Source organism: Mycobacterium gordonae (assembly GCF_002101675.1).
Classification (GTDB): domain Bacteria; phylum Actinomycetota; class Actinomycetes; order Mycobacteriales; family Mycobacteriaceae; genus Mycobacterium; species Mycobacterium gordonae.
Map to the genome: position 1 here is coordinate 1 of NZ_LQOY01000082.1, position 22,032 is coordinate 22,032.

General features: G+C 66.4%; 23 protein-coding genes and 1 pseudogene. 19 read left to right on the top strand and 5 right to left on the bottom strand.

The window, feature by feature from the left end; all coding sequences use genetic code 11:
• A pseudogene (locus AWC08_RS13970) lies at positions 1-138 on the top strand (type VII secretion protein EsxI); the annotation flags it as partial.
• 62 nt (positions 139-200) lie between these two features.
• On the opposite strand, the gene AWC08_RS13975 reads toward AWC08_RS13970, so the two are convergent.
• The 3 genes from AWC08_RS13975 to AWC08_RS13985 are packed head-to-tail and all read right to left on the bottom strand — an operon-like array spanning position 201 to position 3,363.
• A complete protein-coding gene (locus AWC08_RS13975) occupies positions 201-1,214 on the bottom strand; it encodes a zinc-binding dehydrogenase (protein WP_069435280.1) in 1,014 nt (337 codons plus the stop codon).
• Positions 1,214-2,401 carry an LLM class flavin-dependent oxidoreductase gene (locus AWC08_RS13980; protein WP_142283566.1) on the bottom strand — a complete coding sequence of 396 codons (1,188 nt, stop codon included), beginning with the start codon at positions 2,399-2,401 and terminating at the stop codon, positions 1,214-1,216. The genes AWC08_RS13975 and AWC08_RS13980 overlap by 1 nt, the downstream gene beginning before the upstream one ends.
• On the bottom strand, positions 2,398-3,363 hold the full coding sequence (locus AWC08_RS13985; protein WP_065132043.1) for an alpha/beta fold hydrolase: 966 nt from the start codon (positions 3,361-3,363) through the stop codon (positions 2,398-2,400). The genes AWC08_RS13980 and AWC08_RS13985 overlap by 4 nt, the downstream gene beginning before the upstream one ends.
• An 80-nt stretch (positions 3,364-3,443) precedes the next feature.
• On the opposite strand from AWC08_RS13985, the gene AWC08_RS13990 reads away from it, so the two are divergent.
• The 18 genes from AWC08_RS13990 (at position 3,444) to AWC08_RS14075 (ending at position 20,366) form a co-directional block, all read left to right on the top strand.
• On the top strand, positions 3,444-3,857 hold the full coding sequence (locus tag AWC08_RS13990) for a VOC family protein (protein WP_065132125.1): 414 nt from the start codon (positions 3,444-3,446) through the stop codon (positions 3,855-3,857).
• A gap of 242 nt (positions 3,858-4,099) precedes the next feature.
• On the top strand, positions 4,100-6,334 hold the full coding sequence (ftsH, locus tag AWC08_RS13995; RefSeq protein ID WP_065132044.1) for an ATP-dependent zinc metalloprotease FtsH: 2,235 nt from the start codon (positions 4,100-4,102) through the stop codon (positions 6,332-6,334).
• 15 nt (positions 6,335-6,349) lie between these two features.
• Positions 6,350-6,952, top strand: a complete 603-nt coding sequence (gene folE, locus AWC08_RS14000; protein ID WP_065132045.1) for a GTP cyclohydrolase I FolE — start codon at positions 6,350-6,352, stop codon at positions 6,950-6,952.
• A complete protein-coding gene (gene folP, locus AWC08_RS14005) occupies positions 6,949-7,791 on the top strand; it encodes a dihydropteroate synthase (protein WP_142283568.1) in 843 nt (280 codons plus the stop codon). Before folE ends, folP begins: the two co-directional genes overlap by 4 nt.
• A complete protein-coding gene (folB, locus tag AWC08_RS14010) occupies positions 7,784-8,185 on the top strand; it encodes a dihydroneopterin aldolase (RefSeq protein WP_065132046.1) in 402 nt (133 codons plus the stop codon). Before folP ends, folB begins: the two co-directional genes overlap by 8 nt.
• A 131-nt stretch (positions 8,186-8,316) precedes the next feature.
• Positions 8,317-8,808 (top strand): 2-amino-4-hydroxy-6-hydroxymethyldihydropteridine diphosphokinase, encoded by a 492-nt coding sequence (gene folK / locus AWC08_RS14015; protein ID WP_065132047.1) that lies wholly within the window; start codon positions 8,317-8,319, stop codon positions 8,806-8,808.
• Entirely contained in the window at positions 8,808-9,287 is a 480-nt protein-coding gene (locus AWC08_RS14020; RefSeq protein WP_065132048.1) for a DUF3180 domain-containing protein, read from the top strand. Before folK ends, AWC08_RS14020 begins: the two co-directional genes overlap by 1 nt.
• 87 nt (positions 9,288-9,374) lie before the next feature.
• Complete coding sequence (locus AWC08_RS14025; RefSeq protein ID WP_085087888.1) at positions 9,375-10,685, top strand: DUF6779 domain-containing protein; 1,311 nt, start codon at positions 9,375-9,377, stop codon at positions 10,683-10,685.
• A gap of 102 nt (positions 10,686-10,787) precedes the next feature.
• Positions 10,788-11,699 carry a Rossmann-like and DUF2520 domain-containing protein gene (locus tag AWC08_RS14030; protein ID WP_065132050.1) on the top strand — a complete coding sequence of 304 codons (912 nt, stop codon included), beginning with the start codon at positions 10,788-10,790 and terminating at the stop codon, positions 11,697-11,699.
• Positions 11,696-12,625, top strand: a complete 930-nt coding sequence (gene panC / locus AWC08_RS14035; RefSeq protein WP_069434256.1) for a pantoate--beta-alanine ligase — start codon at positions 11,696-11,698, stop codon at positions 12,623-12,625. Before AWC08_RS14030 ends, panC begins: the two co-directional genes overlap by 4 nt.
• Complete coding sequence (gene panD, locus AWC08_RS14040; RefSeq protein WP_065132127.1) at positions 12,625-13,044, top strand: aspartate 1-decarboxylase; 420 nt, start codon at positions 12,625-12,627, stop codon at positions 13,042-13,044. The genes panC and panD overlap by 1 nt, the downstream gene beginning before the upstream one ends.
• A gap of 2 nt (positions 13,045-13,046) precedes the next feature.
• The gene (locus tag AWC08_RS14045) at positions 13,047-13,865 is read left to right on the top strand and encodes a type III pantothenate kinase (protein WP_069434255.1); all 819 of its coding nucleotides are present in this window, start codon (positions 13,047-13,049) and stop codon (positions 13,863-13,865) included.
• Positions 13,866-13,898: 33 nt separating this feature from the next.
• Positions 13,899-15,410, top strand: a complete 1,512-nt coding sequence (gene lysS / locus AWC08_RS14050; RefSeq protein ID WP_069434254.1) for a lysine--tRNA ligase — start codon at positions 13,899-13,901, stop codon at positions 15,408-15,410.
• Between the two features lie 116 nt (positions 15,411-15,526).
• Positions 15,527-15,865: a histone-like nucleoid-structuring protein Lsr2 gene (lsr2, locus tag AWC08_RS14055; RefSeq protein WP_055577626.1), complete on the top strand. Its 339-nt coding sequence runs from the start codon at positions 15,527-15,529 to the stop codon at positions 15,863-15,865.
• A gap of 292 nt (positions 15,866-16,157) precedes the next feature.
• Positions 16,158-18,683 carry an ATP-dependent protease ATP-binding subunit ClpC gene (gene clpC1, locus AWC08_RS14060; RefSeq protein WP_065132054.1) on the top strand — a complete coding sequence of 842 codons (2,526 nt, stop codon included), beginning with the start codon at positions 16,158-16,160 and terminating at the stop codon, positions 18,681-18,683.
• Between the two features lie 211 nt (positions 18,684-18,894).
• Positions 18,895-19,104 (top strand): CbtB domain-containing protein, encoded by a 210-nt coding sequence (locus AWC08_RS14065; RefSeq protein WP_065132055.1) that lies wholly within the window; start codon positions 18,895-18,897, stop codon positions 19,102-19,104.
• 9 nt (positions 19,105-19,113) lie between these two features.
• Positions 19,114-19,833, top strand: coding sequence for a CbtA family protein (locus tag AWC08_RS14070; protein WP_069434253.1), 720 nt, complete (start codon positions 19,114-19,116; stop codon positions 19,831-19,833).
• Entirely contained in the window at positions 19,830-20,366 is a 537-nt protein-coding gene (locus AWC08_RS14075) for a histidine phosphatase family protein (protein ID WP_264076615.1), read from the top strand. Before AWC08_RS14070 ends, AWC08_RS14075 begins: the two co-directional genes overlap by 4 nt.
• Here AWC08_RS14075 and AWC08_RS14080 read toward each other — a convergent pair whose 3' ends face one another.
• Positions 20,367-21,734 carry a serine hydrolase gene (locus AWC08_RS14080; protein WP_069434252.1) on the bottom strand — a complete coding sequence of 456 codons (1,368 nt, stop codon included), beginning with the start codon at positions 21,732-21,734 and terminating at the stop codon, positions 20,367-20,369. It lies immediately after the preceding gene.
• On the bottom strand, positions 21,709-22,026 hold the full coding sequence (mhuD, locus tag AWC08_RS14085; protein ID WP_065132058.1) for a mycobilin-forming heme oxygenase MhuD: 318 nt from the start codon (positions 22,024-22,026) through the stop codon (positions 21,709-21,711). Before mhuD ends, AWC08_RS14080 begins: the two co-directional genes overlap by 26 nt.
• Positions 22,027-22,032: the final 6 nt, after the last annotated feature.

Sequence of the window (22,032 nt, forward strand, 5' to 3'; positions counted from 1 at the left end):
TGCCAGGAGTTCATCGCCCAGTTGGGCCGCAACTTCCAGGTGATCTACGAGCAGGCCAACACCCACGGCCAGAAGGTCCAGTCGGCCGGCAACAACATGGCGCAGACCGACAGCGCCGTCGGGTCCAGCTGGGCCTGAGCCTGACACATTGACGGCGGCGGCAATTTATTTGCCGCCGCCGTTGCTATTGGCGGCACCTTCTACGGCGTGACCAGGATCTTGCAGTGTCGCCCCGGATCAGCGAGATCGTCGAAAGCGGCACCTACGCCGGCCAAATCGACCTCGCCGGTGATCATCGGGGCGACATCGATGCGGCCCTCGGCGATCGCATGCAACGCCTCGACGAATTCCTCTGGTGTATAGGCGTTGACGAATTGCAAATTGAGCTCCTTGGCGATCGCGAAGAACGGATGCACGGTGTCGGGCTGCATGCAGACACCCGCCACCACCACCCGGGTGCCGTTGCGCGCCCGCTGCATGATGTCGTCGATGATGCCGGGCACCCCGACCGCTTCGAAGACCACCCGCGTCTTGACGGTGTCGAACGGCGAACCCTGCGCCGGGTCCACCGTCTGGTGAGCGCCCATCTTGGCTGCCAGCTCACGCCGCTTCGGCGAGAAGTCGGACGCCACAATGTTTTCCACACCACGCACCCGCAGCGACGCGATGATGGAGATGCCGATCGGCCCGCAGCCGATCACCAGGGCCGTCTCACCGGCTCCGATGCCGGATTTATTCACCGCGTGCAGTCCCACCGCCATCGGTTCGGCCAGGGCGGCATGCCTGGGGTCCAGGCCGTTGGGGATGGCGAGCAACAGCCGGGCCGACAGCAACATCCGCTCGGCGTAGCCCCCGAGCGTGGTGTTGCTGAATACGATGGGTTCAACCCCCTTGTCGGACAACACCACCGGAATGGACGTGACCAGGGTCCCGGGGGGATGGGTTGCGGTATCGGGGCCGGCTTCGAGCACCTCGGCGCTGAACTCGTGACCCATGAAGACGTCCTGATCGAGATCCAGGTCCATCGCACCCCGACCGCGGGCCAGTTGATTGCTCAGCGCCACCACCTCGGCGCCGTGCGCTGCGAAATGCAGGTCAGAGCCACAGATCCCGCAGCATCGGACCGCGACGACGACCTGTCCGGGACCCGGCACGGGTTCCGGCACGTCGTCTCGGTAGACCATCCGTCCGTCGCGCAATACCGACGCGCGCATCAGGTTGGCGTACCGTCGTGTTCGGCAACATGCTGGGAGATCGCCTGCACGACGGCCTGTCCGGCACGCCCGATCAGCTCCTCACGCTTGTCTTTGGCCCATTCGTGGGAGGCGCGCGGTGCTTCCAGCTGGCCCTTGAAGTAGGGAATGACCTTGCGGGCGAACAGATCATAAGAGTGGAAGGTCGCCTGCGGTGAGGCCCAGTCGTGCCCGAGCAGCAGCAAGGTGCCGAAACCGCCCGAACGGTTCAGCAGGTCTTCGATGTGGGCGATCGCGTCCTCGGGCGTGCCGATGCAGCAATTCCCTTTGGCGGCATAATCTTCGACGAACTCGCGGGGTGACTGCGTGCCTTCGACGGTGTTCGACAACGGCACAAAGCCCGCGGCGCCGAAGTACTTGGCGAAATCCATCAGCCCGTAGGTGCAATCCTCGATCGCCTGATCACGCGTGTCGGCGATGTGCATGATGCTCAATACCCGCCAACCGGTGCGGTCCGGCTCGGGACGCCCTGCCTTGGCGGCCTGCTCGCATACCACGTCCCAGGTGTTCTCAAGGGCGGCAAAGCCACCCGGAACCGACATCGACAGCGACAGCAGCGACGTGCCCAGCGCGCCGGCCAGGCGCGGTCCGGACGGTGAAATCATTGCGGCAGTGGATATCTCGGGGTAGGGCCAGGTGTAGGGGCGGATGTGCAATTGGGCGTCGCGCAGGGTGAACCACTCCGCGTGACGGTCGATGCGCTCCTCGGGCGCCGCCCGGAACAACGCGAGGATCGCTTCGAGGGATTCCTGCATCATCCGGCGCTGGTCAACCGGGTCGATGCCCATCATGTACGCGTCGGAGGGCAGCGCGCCGGGTCCGGTGCCGAACATGACGCGGCCCCGGGTCAGGTGATCCAGTAGTACCCAGCGATCGGCCACCATCAGCGGATGGTGATAGGGCAGTGATACCACGCCGGTACCCAGTCGAATGTGCTTGGTGCGTTCGGCAGCGGCCGCGATGAAGACCTCGGGACAGGCGATCAATTCGTAACCACCGGAATGGTGTTCGCCGAACCAGGCCTCGTCATAACCCAGGCGGTCCAGCGCGACGACCCGCTCCATGTCGTATTCGAGAGCCACCGTCGGAGATTGTCCGGTCGGATGAAACGGCGTGATGAAGACGCCGAATCGCATTGGTGCGCTCACCATTCCACTCCTTCGAGGAATTCCAGCAAGGCCGAGTTGACTTCGTCGGGCCGTTCCTGTTGCAGCCAGTGCCCGGCGCCGTCGATCATGAGCTCGCGGTAGGGTCCGCTGACCACTTCCGCGGCGCGGTCGCTACGCGTGAATGCCAGCACCGGATCGGCCGTGCCGCCGATAAACAGGCACGGCACCGCAATCTTGGCGCCGTCGAGTTCCGCCGTCGTCTCCCAGTTGCGGTCCATGTTGCGGTACCAATTGAGCCCGCCGGTGAAGCCGGTGCGAGTGAATTCGGCGACGTAGTGCTCGATTTCGTCCTGGCTGATCCAGTCGGGCAGCGAGTCGGGTTCCGGAAGCCGGTCGATGAACCCCTCCGGCCCGGGCGCCACCATCCGTAAAGCCGCGTCCTGGTCGCCCGTCAACTGCAGACTGCCCATCATTCGGCGCATTACCCGCGCAGGGTCGCCGTTCAGTTCGGCGTCGGCGACGCCGGGTTCCTGGAAATACAGGATGTAGAAGAAGTTCTCACCGAAGGTGCGCCGCAAGGCAACGGTAACCGGCCGCTTGGCGCGCGGCACCGGGGGAACGCTCAGTGCTGCCACCGCGGCGACGCGATCGGGATGCAGCAGGCCCGCGTTCCACACCACCATGGCGCCCCAGTCGTGGCCGACCCACGCCGCGCGCTCGGCGCCGACATCGTCGAGCAGTCCCACGATGTCGGCGGTCAGGTGGTGGATGTCGTAGGCGTCGATCGCCTCCGGGGATGACGAGCCGCCGTAACCGCGCTGGTCGGGTGCGAGCACGTGGTAGCCGGCGTCGGCGAGCACCGGGATCTGGTGTCGCCAGGAGTAGGCAAGTTCGGGAAAGCCGTGACAGAGCACGACGACGGGCGCACCTCGGTCTCCGGCCTCGACCACCCGTAACCGCACACCGTTGGTGTCAACTAACCGTTCGGTTGATTCGCCCATCGTCTCACCAAATCACAACACCACCGGCCTGAGAAGGGGCGTTGTCGGTTCTCGACCGCTCGGCGGCGCATCATGGCTTCATGCGGCTGGACCATGTGGTGCTCTGGACGAAGAACCCGGCCAGGGCGATGGATTTCTACACCCGGGTGGTCGGACTTGCGCCGGTCCGATACGAGGAATTCCAGGCCGGTGAGGCACCTTTCCCCAGTGTGCGCGTCAGCGACGACGCCATCATCGACCTGCTGCCGGCCGACGGTGCGCCGGGCACCGAGGCGATGACGAAAGTCGAGGGCAGTGCGGGACATCCGGTCAACCACGTCTGCCTGGCCATGACGAAGGACGAGTACAACGAGCTGGACCGCCGCCTGCAGGCTGAGGGCGTGGATACCAGTGCGCGGCTGAACCACAGCTTCGGAGCTCGGGGCTGGGCGCCGCAGGGCTACTACTTCGCCGACCCGGACGGCAACGTGATCGAGGCCCGCTTCTACGAGTAGCTCCTTCGCCGAGCGTGAAGCTGGGCTTCACGGTCGATGAGTCGGGAACTCGCGATCGTTGACTAGGAGACATGCGCGATCCGCTGCGCTCCGGCGCTGCCGGAGCTTGCGGTCACCACTGGAACAAGGGTGGTGACCCGCTGCGCTCCGGCGCTGCCGGAGCTCGCGGTCACCACTGGCGGTAACCTGGACATTTCCAGCTGCGTTAATCGGAAGGACCTGGCCCCCTCGGCCGATGATTGATGAACCGTAAAAACGTGATCCGCACCGTTACGGCAGTCGCCGTGGTGGTGCTGCTCGGCTGGTCGTTTTTCTACTTCAGCGACGACACCCGCGGTTATAAACCCGTCGACACATCGGTGGCGATGGCCCAGATCAACAGCGACAACGTCAAGAGCGCGCAGATCGACGACCGCGAACAACAGCTGCGGTTGACCCTGAAAAAGGGCAACAACGACACCGAGAACTCCGACAAGGTCATCACCAAGTACCCGACGGGCTACGGGGTCGACCTCCTCAAGGGGCTGACGGCCAAGAACGCCAAGGTCAGCACGGTCGTCAACGAAGGCAGCCTGATCGGCGAACTGCTGGTCTACGTGCTGCCCCTGTTGTTGCTGGTCGGCCTGTTCGTGATGTTCTCCCGCATGCAGGGCGGCGCCCGGATGGGCTTCGGCTTCGGCAAATCCCGCGCCAAACAGTTGTCCAAGGACATGCCCAAGACCACCTTCGCAGACGTCGCCGGCGTCGACGAAGCGGTCGAAGAGCTGTACGAGATCAAGGACTTCCTGCAGAACCCGACGCGCTATCAGGCACTGGGCGCCAAGATCCCCAAGGGTGTGCTGCTCTACGGCCCGCCCGGCACCGGCAAGACTTTGCTGGCCCGCGCGGTCGCGGGCGAAGCGGGCGTGCCGTTCTTCACCATCTCCGGCTCCGACTTCGTCGAGATGTTCGTCGGCGTCGGCGCATCGCGGGTGAGAGACCTTTTCGAGCAGGCGAAACAAAACAGCCCCTGCATCATCTTCGTCGATGAGATCGACGCCGTGGGCCGCCAGCGAGGTGCGGGCCTGGGCGGTGGTCACGACGAGCGGGAACAGACCCTGAACCAGCTGCTGGTCGAGATGGACGGCTTCGGCGATCGTGCCGGCGTCATCCTGATCGCAGCCACCAACCGCCCCGACATCCTGGACCCCGCCCTGCTGCGGCCCGGACGCTTCGACCGCCAGATCCCGGTGTCCAACCCGGACCTCGCGGGGCGCCGGGCGGTCCTGCGGGTGCACTCCAAGGGCAAGCCGATCGCCCCCGACGCCGACCTGGACGGGCTCGCCAAGCGGACCGTCGGTATGACCGGCGCCGACCTGGCCAACGTCGTCAACGAGGCGGCGCTGCTGACCGCCCGGGAAAACGGCACGGTGATCACCGGCGCGGCGCTGGAAGAGGCGGTCGACCGGGTCATCGGCGGCCCGCGCCGCAAGGGCCGCATCATCAGCGAGCAGGAGAAGAAGATCACCGCCTACCACGAGGGCGGGCATACGCTGGCGGCCTGGGCGATGCCGGACATCGACCCCGTCTACAAGGTGACCATTCTGGCCCGGGGCCGCACCGGCGGACACGCGGTCGCCGTGCCGGAAGAGGACAAGGGCCTGCGGACCCGCTCGGAGATGATCGCCCAGCTCGTCTTCGCGATGGGTGGGCGCGCCGCTGAGGAACTGGTGTTTCGCGAGCCGACCACCGGCGCGGTCTCCGACATCGAGCAGGCCACCAAGGTCGCCCGGGCGATGGTCACCGAATACGGCATGAGCGCTCGCCTCGGCGCCGTCAAGTACGGCACCGAACACGGCGACCCGTTCTTGGGCCGCACGATGGGCAACCAGCCCGACTATTCCCACGAGGTCGCCCGCGAGATCGACGAAGAGGTTCGCAAACTCATTGAGGCCGCGCACACCGAAGCCTGGGAGATCCTCACCGAATACCGGGACGTGCTGGACACGTTGGCCGGTGAATTGCTGGAAAAGGAAACCCTGCACCGGCCCGAGTTGGAGGCCATTTTCGGCGACGTCGAAAAGCGCCCGCGGCTTACCATGTTCGACGACTTCGGTGGCCGGATTCCGTCGGACAAGCCGCCCATCAAGACCCCCGGCGAGCTGGCGATCGAGCGCGGCGAGCCGTGGCCGCAGCCGGTGCCCGAGCCGGCGTTCAAGGTGGCGATTGCTCGTGCCAGCAAGGCCGCCGAGGAGGCCCAAGCCGAACAGGGCAACGGCGACAGCCCGAATGCCCGGGGCGCCAATGGTTCGCACGGCACCACCCAGCCCGACTACGGTGCGCCAGCGGGGTGGCACGCACCCGGCTGGCCGCCGCCCGCGTCCGACCGGCCCCAACCCGCGCCCGGTTACACCGGTCCGGACGAGTCTGATGCCGAGGAACCCTCCGGTCAGCGGGACAAAGATGTGACTCGGTCCAACCCACCGGCCCACGGCTGACCAACGGAGGGTTCGATGACACAGCTGGAATCCAGAGAGACCGGCGCCCGCCCATTCGACCAGGAACGCGCCGAGGCTGCGGTGCGCGAGCTGCTGATCGCGCTCGGCGAAGATCCTGATCGCCACGGTCTCCGCGACACCCCGGCTCGCGTGGTGCGCGCCTACCGGGAGATCTTCGCCGGGCTCTACACGGAGCCCACCTCGGTGCTCAACGCCATGTTCGACGAGAACCACGATGAATTGGTGCTCGTCAAAGGGATACCGATGTACTCCACGTGCGAGCATCATCTGGTGGCCTTCCACGGGGTGGCCCACGTCGGTTACATCCCGGGAGTGGACGGCAGGGTCACCGGCCTGTCGAAGATCGCCCGGCTGGTTGACCTCTACGCCAAACGTCCACAGGTCCAGGAGCGACTCACCAGCCAGATCGCGGACGCCCTGGTCAACAAACTGGACCCGCGTGGGGTCATCGTCGTGGTCGAGGCAGAGCATCTGTGCATGGCGATGCGCGGCGTCCGCAAACCTGGCGCCACCACGACGACGTCAGCGGTGCGCGGCCAGTTCAAGACCGACGCTGCGTCCCGGGCGGAAGCGCTCGATCTCATCTTGCGTAAGTGAGTTCGGCACCCGTGCAGGTGATGGGGGTGCTCAACGTCACTGACGACTCGTTCTCTGATGGCGGGCGTTATCTCGATGCGGACTGCGCCGTCGAACACGGGTTGGCTTTGGCCGCCGCAGGTGCCGACATCGTCGACGTCGGGGGAGAATCGACCAGGCCCGGAGCGACGCGGGTGGCCCCCGAGGTGGAAACCGCGCGTGTGATCCCCGTTGTGAAACAGCTTGCGGCACAAGGAATCAGGGTCAGCATAGACACCATGCACGCGCCGGTGGCGCGGGCGGCGCTGGACAACGGTGCGCAGCTCGTCAACGACGTGTCGGGCGGCCGTGCCGACCGGGCCATGGCGCCGCTGTTGGCCGAGGCCGGTGTGCCCTGGGTGCTCATGCACTGGCGGCCGGTATCGGCGGACCACCCGCACCGGGTGCCGGAATACCGCGACGTGGTGGCCGATGTGCGCGCTGACCTGCTCGCCAGTGTGGACGATGCGGTAGCGGCCGGCGTTGACCCGGCCAACCTGCTGATCGACCCCGGACTGGGTTTCGCCAAGACGGGACAACACAATTGGGCTCTGCTTCGCGGCCTACCGGAGTTGGTGGCCACCGGCTTCCCCGTCTTGCTGGGTGCCTCCCGAAAACGGTTCCTCGGTACGTTGCTGGCCGGGCCCGACGGTACGCCGCGGCCGGCTGACGGCCGCGAGACCGCGACAGCGGTGATCTCGGCATTGGCGGTGTTGCACGGGATTTGGGGGGTGCGTGTGCATGACGTGCGCGCATCGGTCGACGCCCGCAAGGTCGTCGAGGCGTGGCAGGGTGCGGAAGGGACGACGACCGGTGGCTGACCGAATTGAATTGCGTGGCCTCAAAGTTCGCGGACGCCACGGCGTATTCGAACACGAACGGCGCAACGGGCAGGACTTCGTCGTCGACATCACGGTGTGGATCGACCTGGCCCGGGCGGCGGCCAGCGATGAGCTGGACGACACCTACGACTACGGAGCGTTGGCGCAGTTGGTGGCCGACATCGTCGGCGGAACGCCGCGGAACCTCATCGAAACGGTGGGAGCCGACATCGCCGAGCGGGTCATCACCGACGAGCGGGTGCACGCCGTCGAGGTGACCGTCCACAAGCCGCAGGCCCCCATCTCGCAAGCCTTCGACGACGTGGCCGTGGTGACCCGGCGGTCCCGGCGCGGCGGGCGCGGCTCCGTGATCCCGGCGGGCACGGTCGTATGACAAGCGATGAGGAGGAGCGGCGGCTGTGACTTCCGCCGGCGACGATGCAGAGCGAAGCGATGAGGAGGAGCGGCGGCTGTGACTTCCGCCGGCGACGATGCAGAGCGAAGCGATGAGGAGGAGCGGCGCCTGTGACACGAGCGGTGTTGTCCATCGGCTCCAACCTGGGTGACCGGTTGGCCCATCTACAGTCAGTCGTCGAGGGGCTCGGCGACGCGGTCGTTGCGGTCTCGCCGGTGTACGAGACCGACCCGTGGGGTGGCGTGGAGCAGGAGCCGTTCCTCAACGCCGTGCTGATTGCCGAGGACCCGGCCCGCGATCCACACGCTTGGCTACGCCGGGCTCACGAGATGGAACAGGCGGCCGGACGGGTGCGAGAACGCCGTTGGGGGCCGCGCACGCTCGATGTCGACCTGGTGGTCTGTTACGGACCACAGGGCCAGATCACCGTCGACGACCGCGACCTGACGTTGCCGCATCCGCGGGCCCATCTGCGGGCCTTCGTGTTGGTGCCGTGGCTGGACGTTGATCCGGCCGCCGAACTGTCCCGGCCGGTGCGCGAGTTGCTGACCGAATTGGATGGTGACGTGGTGCGCCCGACTGCACTGGCGCTGGGAGCCTGATGGGCCCAACGCGCAAACGTGACCTCACGGCCGTGGTGCTCGGTGCCGCGTTGCTGGGCTACCTGCTGATCACCGTGCTGTACCGGTACTTTCCGCCGATCACCGTGTGGAGTGGGGTTTCGTTGCTGGTGGTCGCCGTCGCGGAAGCCCTGTGGGCGCGCACCGTGCGCGCCAAGATCAATGACGGTGAGATCGGTGACGCCCCCGGTCGGCTGCACCCCCTGGCGGTGGCGCGCAGCCTGATGGTCGCCAAGGCGTCGGCTTGGGTGGGAGCGGTGATGCTGGGTTGGTGGCTGGGAGTCCTGGTGTACTTTCTGCCACGCCGGTCCTGGATGCGGGCCGCCGCCGAGGACACCGGGGGCGCGGTGGTGGCCGCGGCCAGCGCACTGGCTCTGGTGATCGCGGCGATGTGGCTGCAGCATTGCTGCAAGTCGCCTCCGCAGGACTCGGGCGAGCCCGGCGAGGGGGCCGAGACGTAGCCGCCCGGTCCACCTGACAGCTCTCGTCGAGAATCGCCGGACTGGCGCGACACGCCAAGTGACCTCGCCCGGGTACAGTCAGGGGCCATGACCGTTCTGTCCCGCGGCGCCCGGGTTCGGCGCGGCGGCCGCAGGCCGGGGTGGGTGCTCTTGACGACGTTGCTGGTCCTGGCGATCGGGGCCAGTTCCGCGCTGGTTTTCACCGATCGGGTGGAACTCCTCAAGCTCGCTGTGATCCTGGCGTTGTGGGCCGCCGTGGCCGGCGCCTTCGTGTCGGTGCTGTACCGCCGGCAGGCCGAGGCCGACCAGGCCCGGGCGCGGGACATGAAGCTGGTGTACGACCTGCAGTTGGACCGTGAGATCTCGGCGCGGCGCGAGTACGAGTTGACGGTCGAGTCGCAGTTGCGCCGGGAACTGGCTGCCGAGATACGGGCGCAGGCGGCCGACGAGATCGCGGCGCTACGGGCCGAGCTGGCGGCATTGCGGACCAACTTGGAGATCTTGTTCGACACCGACCTCGAACATCGTCCGGCCCTCGAGACGCTGAACAGGGAAGCGGCGCGAGCGCTGACCGATCGGTCAGCCAACGGCGTCAGAAACGGCGAGAGCCCGCCCGCGGACTGGGTGACCAGCGACCGGGTCACCGCCGTACGAAAGGACGAGCCGGAGGAACCGGAAGCCCGCGAGGAGGAAGTCGCGATCATCGACGTGCCCGAGGAACCGTTGCTGCCACCGCGCCAGCCCGTCAACGTCCGGGAGTATGCGCCGCCGCCGCAATCGCCGCCGCCCCCCGGACCTCTCCCGCCGCGACACCGGCCGCCGCCACCACCCCAACCACAGCCACAGCCACAGTTCCAACCGCAGCCGCAGTTCCAACCGCCGCCGCCCCAGCCGCAACCCCAGCCGGTGGCCTGGCAGCCGGCACCCGCCGAGGGGCAGTGGTTGCCACCCGGGGCGCCCGGCAGCCACTGGGCGCCGGCAGATGCCCCGGCAGTCGCGCCCCGCGTCGAGCCGGAGGGACGCAGAAGGCGATACCGGGACGACTCTGACGAGCCAGGTCCCGGCGCCGTCGGCGTCACTCACGACGAGCCCGCCGCGCAATACGGTGGCCGGCGGTCGCGGTCAAGGCACTCAGCGGAGTACCGGGATTACGGCGTCGGGAACCTCTCGCGGCCCCGAGACCTTTCACCCGAGCAGACCCCGGAGCCACCGGCCCCACCCGCGCCGCCCCGGCTTGCCCCCGCACCGCCGGCTCCGCGGCACCGCAGTGCCGAAGAGCCGGTTGCGACTCAGGAAGACACCGACACCCCGAGCGGTGGTCAATCGGCCGCCGACCTGCTAGCGAGATTCCAGGTGCAGCCCAGCGGAGGCGGGCGTCGGCGCCGGCGTGACGCCTGACACGCTGCGCTCGATCTGACGCATCGACTACAGTCGTAGTGACCGTCCGGTACCCCGCAGCGGGACTGGAACGTACGAAAGAAATCTGTGAGGTCGTCTGCGATGGAGCAGTTCGACGGATTGCGCCCGGCCAGGCTCAAGGTGGGAATCATCTCGGCCGGCCGGGTCGGCTCCGCGCTGGGGGTTGCGCTGGAGCGCGCCGACCACGTCGTGGTGGCGTGCAGCGCCATTTCCCGCGCGTCTGTGCAGCGGGCGCAGCGCCGGCTCCCCGATACGCCGGTGCTCTCGCCGCCAGATGTCGCCGCCGGTGCTGAGCTGCTGTTGCTGGCGGTCACCGACAGCGAGCTTTCCGGTCTGGTGGCCGGGTTGGCCGCGACCTCGGCGGTGCGGCCCGGCACCATCGTGGTGCACACCTCCGGCGCCAACGGCATTGCGGTCCTGGAGCCGCTGACCCGGCAGGGTTGCATTCCGCTGGCGATTCACCCGGCCATGACCTTCACCGGCGCAGACGAAGACATCGCCCGGCTGGCGGACACCTGCTTCGGGGTCACGGCGGCCGACGAAATCGGATACGCCATCGGGCAGTCGTTGGTGCTGGAGATGGGCGGGGAGCCGTTCTGCGTGCGTGAGGACGCCCGCGTGCTCTATCACGCCGCGCTGGCGCACGCGTCCAATCATCTGGTGACCGTGTTGGCCGATGCCCTCGAGGCCTTGCGGACCGCGCTCAAGGGGGACGAGTTGCTCGGCCAGCAGCGCGTCGACAACCAACCGGGCGGAATCGCCGAGCGTATCGTCGGCCCACTGGCCCGCGCGGCGCTGGAGAACACACTGCAGCGCGGTCAGGCCGCGCTGACGGGCCCGGTAGCGCGCGGCGACGCCGCCGCTGTGGCCGGGCACTTGAGCGCACTCGGGAATGCCGATCCTCAACTCGCCCAGGCGTACCGGGTGAACGCGCTGCGCACCGCGCAACGCGCACATGCCCCCGATGACGTCGTCGAGGTGCTGGCGCGATGATCGGCAACAAGAAGCCGCCTGCGTTCAAGCCCGGCGAACTCAACATGTACTCGGCGCCGGCCGACGTCACCGACGTCGCCCGCGCGCTGCGGCACACCGGGCGGCGGATCATGTTGGTGCCGACCATGGGAGCGTTGCACGAAGGTCACCTGACGCTGGTCCGCGCCGCCAAGCGGGTGCCGGGTTCGGTGGTGGTGGTGTCGATCTTCGTCAACCCGCTGCAGTTCGGCGCGGGCGAGGATCTCGACGCCTACCCGCGCACCCTCGACCAGGATGTGGAGCTGTTGCGGGGTGAAGGTGTCGAAATCGTCTTCGCGCCTTCGGCGTCGCAGATGTATCCCGATGGGCTGCGCACCACGGTGCAACCGGGCCCGCTGGCTGCTGAGCTCGAAGGTGGTGCGCGTCCAACACATTTCGCCGGTGTGCTGACAGTCGTGCTCAAGCTGCTGCAGATCGTGCGGCCGGACCGGGCGTTCTTCGGAGAGAAGGATTATCAGCAGCTGGTATTGATCCGGCAGATGGTCGCCGACCTGAACGTCGACGTGCAAGTGGTGGGGGTGCCGACGGTGCGCGAACGCGATGGGCTGGCGATGTCCTCGCGCAACCGTTACCTCGACCCGGCGCAACGTGAAGCGGCGGTGGCACTTTCGGCGGCACTGAGCGCCGGTGCGCATGCCGCGACCTATGGCGTGCAGGCGGCGCTGGACGCGGCGAACGCGGTGCTGCAGGCCACGCCCGAATTGGTGGTCGACTACCTGCAGCTGCGGGACACCGAGCTGGGGCAGGTCCCCACCGGCGGATCCGGCCGGCTGTTGATCGCGGCGCGGCTGGGCACCACCAGACTACTGGACAACGTGGCAATCCAAATCGGCACTTTCGCCGGCACCAGCAGTGGGCCGGACGTTCAATCACAGTGGAGGAATTGATGTTACGGACGATGTTGAAGTCGAAGATTCACCGCGCCACCGTCACCCAGGCCGACCTGCACTACGTCGGATCGGTGACCATCGACGCCGATCTGATGGACGCCGCGGACCTGCTGGAGGGCGAACAGGTCACCATCGTCGACATCGACAACGGCGCCCGGTTGGTCACCTACGCGATCACCGGTGAACGAGGCAGCGGAGTGATCGGAATCAACGGTGCCGCAGCGCATCTCGTTCACCCCGGTGATCTGGTGATCTTGATCGCGTACGGCACCATGGAGGACGCGGAAGCGCGCGCCTATCGGCCGCGGATCGTATTCGTCGACGCGGACAACAAGCAGATCGACCTGGGCAGCGACCCCGCGCATGTGCCCGACGGCGTGGACGAGTTGCTCGACCCCCGGATCGGTGTGCGGTAACCGTGCTGCTGGCTATCGACGTCCGCAACACCCATACGGTCGTCGGCCTGGTATCGGGAGTCAAGGAGAACGCGAAAGTAGTTCAGCAGTGGCGGATACGCACCGAGTCTGAAGTCACTGCGGACGAGCTGGCGCTCACCATCGACGGTCTGATCGGTGAGGATGCGGAGCGACTCACCGGCGCCGCGGGACTGTCCACCGTGCCGTCGGTGCTGCACGAGGTCCGGGTCATGCTGGACCAATATTGGCCGTCGGTCCCGCACGTGCTGATCGAGCCGGGGGTGCGCACCGGCATTCCGCTCTTGGTGGACAACCCGAAAGAGGTGGGTGCCGACCGGATCGTCAACTGCTTGGCGGCCTTCCACAAATTCGGCAAGGCCGCCATTGTGGTCGACTTCGGATCGTCGATCTGTGTGGACGTGGTGTCGGCCAAGGGCGAGTTTCTCGGCGGTGCCATCGCTCCCGGCGTGCAGGTGTCCTCCGACGCCGCGGCTGCGCGCTCGGCGGCGCTGCGCCGGGTCGAACTGGCCCGGCCGCGATCCGTTGTGGGCAAGAACACTGTTGAATGTATGCAGTCGGGTGCCGTCTTCGGCTTTGCCGGATTGGTCGACGGCCTGGTGGGCCGGATCAGGGACGACGTGACCGGATTCTCCGCTGATGACGACGTCGCGGTGGTGGCCACCGGCCATACAGCGCCGCTGCTGCTGCCCGAACTGCACAGCGTGCAGCACTACGACCAGCATCTGACGCTGCACGGATTGCGCCTGATTTTCGAACGAAACCGCGATGCCCAGCGCGGCCGGCTCAAGACCGCGCGCTGAGGGACGGCGCGATCTCATTTAAGCTGGCACGTCGTGAGTGCCGCCGATCGAGATCCCGTCGAGGATGTTCCCGAGCAGTTCCGGATCCGTCGGGACAAGCGAGCGCGCCTGCTCGCCGAAGGCCACGATCCCTACCCGGTGGCGATAGAGCGGACGCACACGCTGGCCGAGGTTCGTGCCGCCCACCCCGACTTGCCCGTCGACACCGCGACTGACGATGTGGTCGGTGTGGCGGGTCGGGTGGTGTTCGCCCGCAACACCGGAAAACTGTGCTTTGCGACACTGCAGGACGGCGACGGTGCCCAGCTGCAGGCGATGATCAGTCTTGATCGGGTTGGTCAGGCGAGCCTGGATGCCTGGAAGACCGACGTCGATCTCGGCGACATCGTCTTCGTGCACGGCACCGTGATCAGTTCACGCCGAGGTGAACTCTCTGTCCTGGCCGATTCCTGGCAGATGGTCGCCAAGTCACTGCGGCCGCTGCCGGTCGCTCATAAAGAGATGAGCGAAGAGGCGCGGGTGCGCCAGCGGTATGTCGACCTGATTGTGCGTCCGCAGGCGCGTTCGGTGGCCCGCCAGCGCATCGCTGTAATACGCGCTATCCGAAATGCACTGGAGCGACGCGGGTTCCTGGAGGTCGAAACTCCGATCCTGCAGACGCTCGCCGGCGGTGCCGCGGCACGGCCGTTCATCACTCATTCGAATGCGCTGGACATCGACCTTTACCTGCGGATCGCGCCGGAACTGTTCCTCAAGCGCTGCATCGTCGGTGGTTTCGACAAGGTCTTCGAACTTAATCGGGTCTTCCGGAACGAAGGAACCGATTCGACGCATTCACCAGAATTCTCGATGTTGGAGACGTACCAGACGTACGGGACCTATGACGATTCGGCGGTCGTCACCAGGGAGCTTATTCAAGAGGTGGCCGATGAGGCGATCGGCACCAGGCAACTCCCGATGCCCGACGGCACTGTGTACAACATCGACGGAGAATGGGCAACTCTGCAGATGTATTCCTCTCTGTCCAAAGCTCTGGGAGAAGAGATCACGCCCGAGACTACGGTCGAACGGTTACGTGAGATCGCGGCCCAACTGGACGTGGAGATTCCCGACAATCGTGGCTTTGGTCACGGCAAACTCGTCGAGGAACTCTGGGAGCACACCGTCGGCAACACGTTGACCGCACCGACATTTGTCAGGGACTTTCCGGTGGAGACAACCCCATTGACCCGGCACCACCGCAGCGTCGGCGGGGTCACCGAGAAGTGGGACCTATACGTGCGCGGAATGGAGCTGGCCACCGGCTACTCGGAATTAAACGACCCGGTAGTGCAACGGGAGAGATTTGCCGATCAGGCCCGCGCCGCAGCGGCCGGGGATGATGAGGCGATGCAACTTGACGAGGATTTTCTGGCCGCGCTCGAGTTCGGGATGCCGCCGTGTACGGGAACGGGAATGGGTATCGATCGGTTGCTGATGTGTTTGACCGGGCTGTCAATTAGGGAGACTGTTTTGTTCCCGATTGTTCGCCCGCACTCCAACTGAACTGCACAAGTTGTGTCTAGATTGAGTAATCTGCGTTTCTATGGCAGATTAGGTCAGTGGGGAGTCTATACAATCTGGATCTGTAACCGCACGGGAAGAAACGCGAGGGTAAGCCAATGGCGAAGAAAGTGACCGTCACCTTGGTCGATGATTTCGACGGTGCCGGCTCCGCCGACGAAACGGTCGAATTCGGGCTTGACGGGGTGACCTATGAGATCGACCTTTCCAGTAAGAATGCGACCAAGCTGCGCAATGACCTGAAGCAATGGGTTGCGGCCGGCCGTCGCGTCGGCGGTAGACGGCGCGGGCGTTCCGGGTCGGGTCGCGGCCGCGGCGCGATCGACCGCGAACAGAGTGCCGCGATCCGCGAGTGGGCGCGTCGCAACGGGCACAACGTGTCGACCAGGGGGCGTATCCCGGCCGACGTGATCGACGCGTTCCACGCCGCCACCTAGGCACGCACCTTCCGGCGTCCAGGCTCCAAGCCTGGGCGCCGGATTTGTGCTTTTCGCTCGTGGCGAACTGATCGGAGCCCAGACCGGGAAACGCATTGGCGCTTTTCCTCGTTAAACCGGATACGTCCAGGAACCGCTTGCGCACTGCGAGGTATGAACCCCGGCAGGCCGACCATTACAGTGGACGGCAGGTACGCGGTGCGGGCCCGGCGTCGACAAAAGGTCGGCGACGGCCGGCAAACGCCTTTCCGAGACGGAGTACCTAATGGTGAGGGAGAGCAGGTAACCGACGATGTTCGAAAGATTTACCGACCGTGCCCGCAGGGTCGTCGTCCTGGCGCAAGAAGAGGCCCGGATGCTCAACCACAATTACATCGGCACCGAACACATCCTCCTGGGTCTGATCCACGAGGGCGAGGGTGTCGCGGCCAAGTCGCTGGAGTCGCTGGGAATCTCGCTGGAGGGCGTGCGCAGCCAGGTCGAGGAGATCATCGGCCAGGGTCAGCAGGCACCGTCCGGGCACATCCCGTTCACTCCGCGGGCCAAGAAGGTCTTGGAGCTGAGCCTGCGTGAAGCCTTGCAGCTCGGTCACAACTACATCGGCACCGAGCACATCCTGCTCGGCCTCATCCGTGAGGGCGAGGGTGTGGCGGCTCAGGTGCTGGTCAAGCTGGGCGCTGAACTGACCCGGGTGCGCCAGCAGGTGATCCAGCTGCTGAGCGGCTACCAGGGCAAGGAGGCCGCCGAAGCGGGCACCGGTGGCCGGGGCGGCGAATCAGGCAGCCCGTCGACATCGCTGGTGCTCGACCAGTTCGGCCGCAACCTCACCGCCGCCGCCATGGAAGGCAAGCTCGACCCGGTCATTGGCCGTGAGAAGGAAATCGAGCGTGTCATGCAGGTGCTGTCCCGGCGCACCAAGAACAACCCGGTGCTGATCGGCGAGCCCGGCGTCGGCAAGACCGCCGTGGTCGAAGGACTCGCTCAGGCGATCGTGCACGGCGAGGTGCCCGAAACGCTCAAGGACAAGCAGCTCTACACCCTGGACCTGGGATCGCTGGTCGCGGGCAGCCGCTACCGCGGTGACTTCGAGGAACGCCTCAAGAAGGTGCTCAAGGAGATCAACACCCGCGGCGACATCATCCTGTTCATCGACGAGCTGCACACGCTGGTCGGTGCGGGTGCCGCCGAGGGCGCCATCGACGCGGCCAGCATCCTCAAGCCCAAGCTGGCCCGCGGCGAGCTGCAGACAATCGGCGCCACCACCCTCGACGAGTACCGCAAGTACATCGAGAAGGACGCCGCGCTCGAGCGCCGCTTCCAGCCGGTGCAGGTGGGCGAGCCGACGGTGGAGCACACCATCGAGATCCTCAAGGGCCTGCGCGACCGCTACGAGGCCCACCACCGGGTGTCCATCACCGATGGCGCGCTGGTGGCGGCGGCAACCTTGGCCGACCGCTACATCAACGACCGGTTCCTGCCGGACAAGGCGATCGACCTGATCGACGAGGCCGGCGCCCGGATGCGGATCCGCCGGATGACCGCACCGCCAGACCTGCGTGAGTTCGACGAGAAGATCGCCGATGCACGCCGGGAGAAGGAATCGGCGATCGACGCTCAGGACTTCGAAAAGGCCGCCAGCCTGCGGGACCGGGAGAAGCAACTGGTCGCTCAGCGCGCGGAGCGTGAAAAGCAATGGCGCTCAGGCGACATGGACGTTGTCGCCGAGGTGGATGACAACGAGATCGCTGAGGTGCTGGGCAACTGGACCGGCATCCCGGTGTTCAAGCTCACCGAGGCCGAGACCACGCGTCTGCTGCGCATGGAGGATGAACTGCACAAGCGGATCATCGGCCAGGTGGACGCCGTCAAGGCGGTCTCCAAGGCGATCCGCCGCACCCGTGCCGGGCTGAAAGACCCCAAACGCCCGTCGGGCTCGTTCATCTTCGCCGGCCCGTCCGGTGTCGGTAAGACCGAACTGTCCAAGGCCCTGGCCAACTTCCTGTTCGGCGATGACGACGCGCTCATCCAGATCGACATGGGCGAGTTCCACGACCGCTTCACCGCGTCAAGGCTGTTTGGTGCCCCTCCGGGCTACGTCGGCTACGAAGAGGGTGGTCAGCTCACCGAGAAGGTGCGGCGCAAGCCGTTCTCCGTGGTCTTGTTCGACGAGATCGAGAAGGCCCACCAGGAGATCTACAACAGCCTGTTGCAGGTGCTCGAGGACGGCCGGCTCACTGACGGACAGGGTCGCACGGTCGACTTCAAGAACACGGTGCTGATCTTCACGTCCAACCTGGGCACATCCGACATCTCGAAGCCGGTGGGTCTGGGCTTCACCCAGGGTGGTGGCGCGAACGACTACGAGCGGATGAAGCAGAAGGTCAACGACGAGCTGAAGAAGCACTTCCGCCCGGAGTTCCTCAACCGTATCGACGACATCATCGTCTTCCACCAGCTGACGAAGGACGAGATCATTCAGATGGTCGATCTGATGATCGGCCGCGTCGCAAACCAGCTCAAGGCCAAGGACATGGCGATGGAGCTGACCGACAAGGCCAAGTCGCTGCTCGCCAAGCGCGGCTTCGACCCGGTGCTGGGTGCCCGTCCGCTGCGGCGCACCATCCAGCGGGAGATCGAGGACCAGCTGTCGGAGAAGATCCTCTTCGAGGAAGTCGGCCCGGGTCAGATCGTCACCGTCGACGTCGACAACTGGGACGGCGAGGGCAGCGGTGAGGACGCGGTGTTCACCTTCACCGGAGCGCGCAAGCCGCCGGCCGAGCCGGACCTGGCCAAGGCCGGCGCACCCAGCGCCGGCTAGGGGCGGGAAGCGCCGTAGCACCCGCCTGAGAAGACGCGGCAGAGAGCGGTCACCGAGCCATTCGGTGACCGCTCTTGCCATGACGACCACCGGGCTGCCTTTGAGACAGGGTGCCTGGTGTAGACGGGCGGCGGAACCAGGGGGAGCTCGAGACGTAAGCTGACCCGAGAGCGCCCAACGCGGGACGCGAGATCCCCAGAAGGAGTTGATCGTGGCGAGTTCTGAGACGACGCGGGTCGGAGCGGTTGACCTGTCGGCGGCCAATGCGGCGCTCTGGTTGGCGGCGACCGCCTTCCTGGCGCTGCTGGCGATCTACTTCGTCGGCATCGACCAGGGTGCCGTGTCGCTGTTCGGCCGCGACACCCATGTGCACGAGTTCTTCCACGACGCAAGGCATTTGCTCGGCTTTCCCTGCCACTGATCCGCAGTCGTGGAAAAGCGTCTGATAGCGCGCGGTGTGCTGGCGGGTGCGGTCGGTGCCGTGCTGGCATTCGTATTCGCAAGGCTGTTCGCCGAGCCGGTGATAGGCCGCGCCATCGAGTTCGAGGGTGCGCACGAGCACGGTGCGGAGCTGTTCTCCCGCGGCGTCCAGGGCAACGCCGGATTAGGTTTCGGCGTGCTGGTTTTCGGTGTCGCGATGGGCGCGTTGTTCGCGGTGCTGTTCTGCGTCTACTACCCCGGATCGGGACACGTTGCGCCGCAACAACTGTCGATGAGGTTGGCGGCTGCGGCGTTCGTGGCGGTCTATCTGGTGCCGTTTCTGAAGTACCCACCGAACCCACCCGCCGTCGGCCGGGAAGAGACCATCGGCGCGCGCACACTGGAATACCTGGTGATGGTGCTGGCTTCGGTTGGGCTGGCGATCGCCGCCCGGTGGCTGGCGCGGCGCTTAGTGGAGCGGTTCGGTACGTTCAACGCCAGGCTGCTCGCGGCCGGCGCCTACGGGGCGGCGGTCATTGCCGTCATGCTGGCGTTGCCAAGCGTGGCCGAGGTGCCACCGGGCTTTCCTGCAGCCGACCTCTATGAGTTCAGGCTGGTTTCGCTGGGCACCCAGTTGGTGCTGTGGGCGAGCCTGGGTCTGGTCTTCGGCGCGCTGGCCAGGCGGCTGCTGCGCGAACAAACAAGGGCGCAAAGCGTCGTCGGGGCGTGACGCGGCCCAGCGCCCGCCTCACGTTCATCTCGCATGCGATGACCGACGCGATGGCGGGTGGACGCTTTCCGGACGACGAACCGCTCAGCGCGGCCGGCCGTCGTCAGGCCGGCCCCCTGCACACAGCTGGGCGGGCACTTGCCGGACCGGAAGTGCGGACCCGGCAGACCGCGGAACTGCTGGGTCTGCGCGCCTGCATCGAGCCGCAGCTGGCTGACCTGGACTGCGGGAATTGGCGCGGGCGGGCACTGCACGACATTGCGCCCACCGAGCTTCGCGCATGGCTGAGCGATCCAGGGCTGGCGCCGCACGGCGGGGAGTCCATCGTCGAGCTGATCGACCGGGTCGCAACGTGGCTGACGCAGTACGGCGACGCGGGTAAGACGGTCGCCGTCACTCACCCCGCGGTCATCAGAGCCGCGATCCTGGCCGCCTTGGATGCCCCGCCAAAGTCGTTCTGGCGCATCGATATCGCACCCGTCAGTCAAACCGTCCTGCATCACCGGGACGGGGCCTGGACAGTGCGGTTGTAGTCAGCGCGGTGCCACCAGCGCGAAGACCTGCTGTGCGACCTTGAGCATCCAGCTGGTCACCGTCGGCCCGTGGTCGTGCGGCCAGTTCAACTGGAAACTGACCACCCATGGCTGTCCGGTCTTGTCGACGGCGTACCAGCTGAACGTCAGATCTCCGGGCAGCCCACCGGCTTTCGCGCCGATGTAAGGCCATGCGGCGGCGTCCAGCCGGATGCCGGCGACCGCGGACAGGATCTGCCGCACCGGTGCCGCCGCGCCGACGGCGTCGGCCTGCAACGCGACGTGAACGCGGCAGATGTCCTCGGCGTTGCCGTACCACTCGGCGCCGTAGGCCGAGGCCGGCGTGTGGGCGCGGAAGGGGTCCGGTTTGTAGTCAGTGGAGTTCGCCTGCTCCAGCATCGTGGCGCGCTCCTGCTGCGAGGCGTTCTTCCACCGCTCGCGCACATCGGGCTGGCCCCAGCCGATGGAGAACAACTCGTACATGGTGGGAAAGGGCGTCATGCTGGCCGGATCGTGGTGCCCGGCGCTGGCCAGTGCCTGCTCGATGGCGCGTGTTCCCACTCGCTCGATCAGCATGTCGGTGGCCATGTTGTCACTGGTGGCGATCATCTTCTCGGCGGCCTTGCGCACCGAAACGTGGTCGCCCACAGCCAATTCGAGGCCAGACGATCCGACGGCCTTGCCCTTGGCGGTCACCGTCAACTGGTCGTCCCAGGACACCGTGCCGTTCTTGACCGCGGTCGCCACCGCGTGCAGGACATACAGCTTGAATATCGATGCCAACGGCAAGGGCTGAGCGGTGTTGGTGCCGGCTACCCGGTCGCAGTGACCGTCGTTGACCTTGGCCACCTGATAGGAGTAGCGGGCGCCGGTCTTGCCCAGCACCGCGTCCACGTCCGACCAGGTGTTGATCGGCGGCGGCGGTTGCGTGTCGAGTTCGAACCGGTCGACTTCGCCGGTATCGCCGGTATGAATCCGGACGTCTTGGCGTGCGCCGTAGGAGGAGATCAACTGCAACGTCGCCACGTTGGCCCCGATGACCACCGATTCGAGCGTGAACGGCCGATCCCACCACAGGCTCTCCATGGTGGCTTCCACGGACTCGACCTGGTCGGCAACGGCCAGGGTACGTACCCCGTCCGGGCCGATAGGCCACTCGGAATTCAGCATGTCCAGGGTCTGCTGAGCCCGCAGGCCCGGGGGAGTGGTGGTGTCGATCCGGTGGCCGACGTTCGCCGCATTCGCCGACGGCGTCGGTGAGGAGGAGCAGCCGGACGTGAGTGTCACGACCAGAGCGGCGGCGGCGCTCAGCGCCAGAGCCCGGCGCGGCGCCGCGCGCCGCCTACTTGGCCTGGGTGTTCCCGGCAACGCCGAGCACGACCTCGAACTCCAGCAGCGACGCGCCGCTGGCCACGGGGTTGGCACGCTCACCTGCATGGGCTTCTTTCGCGGGCCCGTTCGCCCAGGCCTGGAACGCTTCATCAGACTCCCAATGTGTCACCACAAAGTAGCGGTCTTCACCTTTGACCGGGCGGAGCAGCTCAAAGCCGAGAAAACCGGGCTGGTTGTCCACCGCGTGCGCGCGATGGGCGAAGCGTTTTTCCAGTTCGGGGCCAGCGCCGGCGGGCACCGAGATTGCATTGATCTTCACCACTGGCATGTGGCT

What these genes read in the sequence shown, in the direction of transcription:
- mhuD (WP_065132058.1), bottom strand. Translation starts at nt 22,026, where the DNA reads ATGCCAGTGGTGAAGATCAATGCAATCTCGGTGCCCGCCGGCGCTGGC.
- AWC08_RS14020 (WP_065132048.1), top strand. Translation starts at nt 8,808, where the DNA reads ATGGGCCCAACGCGCAAACGTGACCTCACGGCCGTGGTGCTCGGTGCC.
- ftsH (WP_065132044.1), top strand. Translation starts at nt 4,100, where the DNA reads ATGAACCGTAAAAACGTGATCCGCACCGTTACGGCAGTCGCCGTGGTG.
- folE (WP_065132045.1), top strand. Translation starts at nt 6,350, where the DNA reads ATGACACAGCTGGAATCCAGAGAGACCGGCGCCCGCCCATTCGACCAG.
- AWC08_RS13990 (WP_065132125.1), top strand. Translation starts at nt 3,444, where the DNA reads ATGCGGCTGGACCATGTGGTGCTCTGGACGAAGAACCCGGCCAGGGCG.
- AWC08_RS13985 (WP_065132043.1), bottom strand. Translation starts at nt 3,363, where the DNA reads ATGGGCGAATCAACCGAACGGTTAGTTGACACCAACGGTGTGCGGTTA.
- panD (WP_065132127.1), top strand. Translation starts at nt 12,625, where the DNA reads ATGTTACGGACGATGTTGAAGTCGAAGATTCACCGCGCCACCGTCACC.
- AWC08_RS14030 (WP_065132050.1), top strand. Translation starts at nt 10,788, where the DNA reads ATGGAGCAGTTCGACGGATTGCGCCCGGCCAGGCTCAAGGTGGGAATC.
- lsr2 (WP_055577626.1), top strand. Translation starts at nt 15,527, where the DNA reads ATGGCGAAGAAAGTGACCGTCACCTTGGTCGATGATTTCGACGGTGCC.
- clpC1 (WP_065132054.1), top strand. Translation starts at nt 16,158, where the DNA reads ATGTTCGAAAGATTTACCGACCGTGCCCGCAGGGTCGTCGTCCTGGCG.
- AWC08_RS13975 (WP_069435280.1), bottom strand. Translation starts at nt 1,214, where the DNA reads ATGCGCGCGTCGGTATTGCGCGACGGACGGATGGTCTACCGAGACGAC.
- AWC08_RS14025 (WP_085087888.1), top strand. Translation starts at nt 9,375, where the DNA reads ATGACCGTTCTGTCCCGCGGCGCCCGGGTTCGGCGCGGCGGCCGCAGG.
- panC (WP_069434256.1), top strand. Translation starts at nt 11,696, where the DNA reads ATGATCGGCAACAAGAAGCCGCCTGCGTTCAAGCCCGGCGAACTCAAC.